This window comes from candidate division WOR-3 bacterium (assembly GCA_016934535.1).
Classification (GTDB): domain Bacteria; phylum SDB-A; class SDB-A; order SDB-A; family SDB-A; genus JAFGIG01.
This window is the reverse complement of sequence record JAFGSQ010000013.1, coordinates 1-5,069: the sequence shown is the minus strand read 5'-3', so window position 1 is coordinate 5,069 and position 5,069 is coordinate 1. Positions and strand designations below refer to the sequence as shown.

5 protein-coding genes are annotated in these 5,069 nt (G+C 44.8%); all 5 read right to left on the bottom strand.

The features are described from left to right. The coding region (gene dinB / locus JXL83_02465; GenBank protein ID MBN2362976.1) for a DNA polymerase IV at nucleotides 1-1,047 on the bottom strand (1,047 nt) is incomplete at its 3' end. Then, a complete protein-coding gene (locus JXL83_02460) occupies nucleotides 1,044-2,111 on the bottom strand; it encodes a hypothetical protein (GenBank protein MBN2362975.1) in 1,068 nt (355 codons plus the stop codon). The genes dinB and JXL83_02460, both read right to left, overlap by 4 nt. A gap of 78 nt (nucleotides 2,112-2,189) precedes the next feature. Continuing rightward, nucleotides 2,190-3,926 carry a KamA family radical SAM protein gene (locus tag JXL83_02455; GenBank protein ID MBN2362974.1) on the bottom strand — a complete coding sequence of 579 codons (1,737 nt, stop codon included), beginning with the start codon at nucleotides 3,924-3,926 and terminating at the stop codon, nucleotides 2,190-2,192. 158 nt (nucleotides 3,927-4,084) lie between these two features. After that, a complete protein-coding gene (locus tag JXL83_02450; GenBank protein MBN2362973.1) occupies nucleotides 4,085-4,696 on the bottom strand; it encodes a hypothetical protein in 612 nt (203 codons plus the stop codon). A gap of 27 nt (nucleotides 4,697-4,723) precedes the next feature. Then, a partial coding sequence (locus JXL83_02445; protein ID MBN2362972.1) for an OsmC family protein occupies nucleotides 4,724-5,069 on the bottom strand: 346 nt, incomplete at its 5' end.

The following is a 5,069-nucleotide window of genomic DNA, read 5'->3' as shown; positions in this document are numbered from 1 at the left end:
CTCTGTCATAATTTTTTCATCTGAATAGAAATTCGAAAGCGTAACCCCGAGGAGCCTGATGCTTCTTTTTCCGGCTTCGGTTTTACGCAGTAAAAAAAACGCTGTTTTTACAAGATCCTCACTTGAGGCGAAAGCGTCCTCCCTCGTCAGACTTCTTGTAAGCGTCGTAAAATCACCGTACCGGACTTTTATCGTAACCGTTCTCGCCTTAAAACCTTCTTTCTCTGTGCCCAAAAAAACTTTATTCGAAAGTTTTTCGATCTCACCATTGATTTGGTTTAAATTTATCAAATCCTCCTCGTATGTCGTCTCGCTTCCGTATGATTTTCTCTCCCATTCGTTTATTACAGGTCTTTCGTCTATTCCCCGGACTATTTCGTAGTAATAAATTCCAGCTTTACCGAAATTTTTCTCCAGCTCCTCCCTGCCTCTTTTTCTGAGGTCTGCGCCGTTGTTTATTCCCAGTTTTCTCATCCGCTTTTCCGTCGCCTCACCTACGCCGTAGAATTTCCTTATGTCGAGTAACTCTAAAAATTTTTCCGCTTTCCCCGGCGGAACGACTGTAAGTCCGTCGGGTTTCTTGAAATCAGACGCGACTTTTGCCAGAAATTTGTTGTAGGAGACACCAGCCGACGCCGTAAGTTTTGTCTCCAAAAATATTTTTTTCTTTATCTCCTTTGCAATTGCTGTTGCCGATTTCAATCCCTTCTTGTTTTCGGTGACGTCGAGATACGCCTCATCCAAAGACATAGGCTCGACAAGGTCCGTGTATTCCCTGAAAATGCTCCTTATCTGTCTGGATACATTTTCGTATATCCTGAATCTCGGATATACGAAAATTCCCTGCGGGCAGAGCATTTTTGCCCTGTTTGACGGCATTGCCGACCTCACTCCGAATTTCCTCGCTTCGTAGGAGCAAGTGGCGACAACGCTTCTCGTCCCTGGAGGACCTCCGACTATGACGGGTTTACACCTGAGAGAAGGGTCGTCCCTCTGCTCTATCGCCGCGTAATACGCGTCCATGTCTATGTGAATTATCTTCCTCAGCGGATTTCACCATAGAACGACACGCAATACAGGTTTCCTTCGACGGGATTTGTCTGTTCGACCCAGTTATCTCCGCCGTCTGAGGTGTATAAAATCGCCCCGTGGTTGAAAGGCGCGTTGCTCTGGCTTCCGACTGCCCAGGCTGTGTTTCTGTCTATTGCCGAAATTCTCGTTATGAACTGGTCAGTGACGGGAACCGTCTGTTTGTTCCATGTCTGTCCGCCGTCAGTTGTTCTAAACACATTATTGTAGTCCATGACGACCCAGGCGTTATCTTTGTCGAAAGCGACGATTCCGTTTGCGTCGTTTCCCGATACGGCGTATGGCGAAACATTGTTCCATGCCTGCCCTCCGTCTGTCGTCCTCATCACAATATAGCCGTGGCCGACCGCCCAAGCGCAGGAAGTGTCGGGAGCCGAAATAGTTATAAGATAACAACTGTCTACTTCTGTGCCGACTGCCTGTCTCTGCCAGGTAGTCCCTCCGTCGGTCGTCCTGACGATTATCCCGCTGTCGTTTGCACCGGTACTGCCGCCGACTGCCCACACGACAAGTGAATTGAAAGCCTTGACGCCACCCAAAAGATAACCGACGGTCTGTGAATCGTTTTTCTGAATCCATGTCTCTCCGGCGTCTGTAGTAAAACAAATAGCGCCGTTGCTACCTGACGCCCACGACCTGTATTTGTCGAGAGAGTAAATAGAACCTACGCCTTCATTCGGAAATGCGGCCTGTACGGGTTTCCTGCTCCACGTCTGTCCTCCGTCTTCAGATCTCATTACAAGCCCGTAACCGTCCCAGGCATCCCCGGCAAGCCACACAATCGAGTGATCTACGGCCTCAATACAGCTTATATACACAGGGGGTATTTCACCGTGCGCTCCGCATCTCGTCCAAAGTTCTCCGCCGTTCAGTGTCCTTATCACCAGGGCTGTGCTGTCTTTCGGACATCCGGCGGCCCATCCGAATAAAATCCTCTGATTGTTGCCGGGATCAGTCGAGCTTGTACAGCCCTGTAGAAAAATAAACACTGAAATCAGAGTAATTGACCTGTATTTAAACATTTTTCCTCCCATTTGTTTAACAAGAGCTTCATGCCTTTGCAGGCAATTATATCATTAAATTTGAAAAATATTACCTGATCAAAAATAGTACCAGATGGTCTTGTATTCCTCGACTTTTTCGCCGTCTTCTTCGAGCCTTTTGAGATAATCGTATATTCCTACATCAGTGTAAATGTAGTCGTCGGACAGAGATATCTTCATCTCCCATGGATAAAATCTGAAAACTCTTCTGCCGTCCGGCATTATCATAATTATTTCGTGGTCCTGACCGGCTCTCAGGTGCGATTTCCCCAACTCTGGAATGTTGAAGACCGGTTCGTCTGTCCTGACCATGCCGGGAAGAAGCCTTGCCTCTTCCCTCCTTTCCTGCTGTATTCTCGCTATGGGGACCATGAATTCCTTTGTTTCGTCTTTGCCTTTGGTGTTGAAAGAATAGTAGGGATCAATCCCGCAAAGCTTCAGCATTTTTCTCAAAAATGCCGTTTCGAACCTTTTGCTGTTGTAATAAGTAAAAACCTGCTGGTTGTAAACACCTATGCCGCATTGCTTTATTTTTGTGACGGCTTCGATTGTGTCTTCCGTGAGTTCGAGCGGGCTTTCAACATGCGTGACTACGCAGATTTCTCTTTTTCCGGGTTCGTGATATTTTTTGAGTATCTCCAAAAACCTCTCGTTTATCCTGAAAGGAATTGTGACAAGTGTTCTCGTCCCAATTCTTATTCTCTCTAAGTGTTCAATTTTAGCGAGGCTTTCCAACAACTCGTTGAGATAAGTGTTCCCGAGGGTCAGGGGATCTCCGCCGGTTATAAGCACCTCGGTTATCTGAGGATTTTCTTTTATCCACTTGACTGCCTTCTCGTTTTGATCCTTTGAAAAAACAGCTCTTTCAATATTCTTTATCTCCCAGTTCCTCTGGCAATAAACGCAAATCTGCGGACAGGAATCGTAAGGTTTCAGAATCACAATGTTGGGGTATCTTCTGGTTATTCCTGGAACTGGAGAAGTAAACTTTTCGCCCATAAAATCCATGTCAATCTCTTTTACCCGGCTCCAGGCGATTTTTCTGCAATAATAAACGGTGGGAAGAACCTGAGCTCTGACAGTCCTGTCGTGTTCGGATCTGCCGTCGGGATTGAACAAAGAAAGATAATACGGCGTTATTTGAAACGGTATATGATTTTTGACCGCCGTCTCAACGCCTTCGAATTCTTCCTGGCTCAGTTTGACGAGGCTGACGAGCTGCTCCGGGGAAGTTATGACGTTTGAAAGATGCCATTTGTATTTATTCCAGTCGTCTTCTCCCGCTCTGTAAAACTTCAGGATTCTTTTTTTCATTTGTCTTCTCATGGAGACTATTTCTTCGTCTTGTCCCGTTTTGAACCTCTTAAAAGCTGTTTCCATACCGGAAGCGAAAACGTCGAGCTTATGCATTCTCGACCTGACTTTTCTCTCGGGGTCCTGAACTTTTGTATAGACTTCCTCGTATATCTCCGACATACAATTTACGCCTTTTATAAGAAATAGCATCTCGGTCAAAAAAGCCGGATTGACTCTTTTCATGTCCGTTATTTCATTGACGGCTATCCTGTATAATAGATTGAGAGCCGAAAATTCTGCTATCTGCTCGTTTTTTGTCCGGAAAATATTTTTCAAAACTCTTATGCATTCTTTGGCGTTCTCAATTTCGAGGACGTGAATATTCTCGTAGAACTTGTCCGATATTACGTTCTCGAGTTCGTTCTCCGTGTTGTTCAGGTAATCGAAAATTCTCTTCCTCGCGTCTTTCAGAGAAGAAGATGAAGTCAGTATTTTCATGAATATTGGATCAGTCTGCCATAAAAAGCCGAGCAGAGACTCGGAGGTCTCATTAATGATCCTGGCGAGTCCGGTCTTTTTAGGCACGGATCCTCCCCTCTTTTTTCAGCTTGAGATTAATTCGGTCAATACACTTTTGATTCTATAAAATCAAATCGTCATCTGTCAACAGAGGATTTGCCTGTATTCAATCTGAAACCGAGAATTGTCGCCAAGCCAGTCAATGATGTCAAAGCAGTTAAAACCAATATTTTCTGAATATAGTTGGCTGTGTCGATATAAGGTCTTTGAAAAATACCAAAACGGATTGTTTCAAAGTCCGGAAATACAGCCGTCTCTGAAATAGCGAATGACAGCTGAGCGGATAGAATCGTCATCGCCATAATTTTTGCGAGTGTGCCCGGTCTAAAATTCTCTCTACCAAAAAAACACTCTCTTCTCGCGGCGAAAGCACCGGCAAAAAAAGCCGCCACGAAGTTGTAAAACAGGAAATTCCTGAAAATAAAGAGCAGGATTATCGAATAAAGAAGATACACAGAAACAAGAGAGGAGTTTCTCATGAAAAAAGCATTTGCCGACAGGCATCTGAAAAAATAAAAATTCAGCACAAATCCCGCCAAAACAGAACACGTTATCACAATCGAATATGCAATAGCGTCAAGACCCAGCGCTTCGCTTCCGAAAATCCCCAAAAAAAAGGCCAGCAAAGGAAACAAAGGGAAAAAGATCAGGTAAAGAAGAACAACGTCTTTTTTATTCAGTTTTTTCATCCTCCCGGAACTGTTCTCAACTCGGATTTATTTGACTATTTCGAGTTCACAGTTCACTTTTATCCCTGCTTTTTCAAAGATAACTCCAACGGGACAAGTCGCCAGAGCCTGGTCGAGGCATTTTTTAATCTTTTCCTTTTTGTCTCCGGATTTTATCTTTAGAACGGCTTTCGCTCCTTCAATTGTCTTGGCGCCTTTCGGTTTGTCGGCTTCGACTTCAACCCAGACACTTTCAAAGTTCAGTCTCATTTTACCGGCTATCATAACAAAAATTACGTTTATACAACCCGCAAGACCCATTACAACAAGATCGAGGGGAGTCGGAGCGGAATCCTCTCCCCCGTAACTCGGCGGTTGATCCGATTCTATCTCG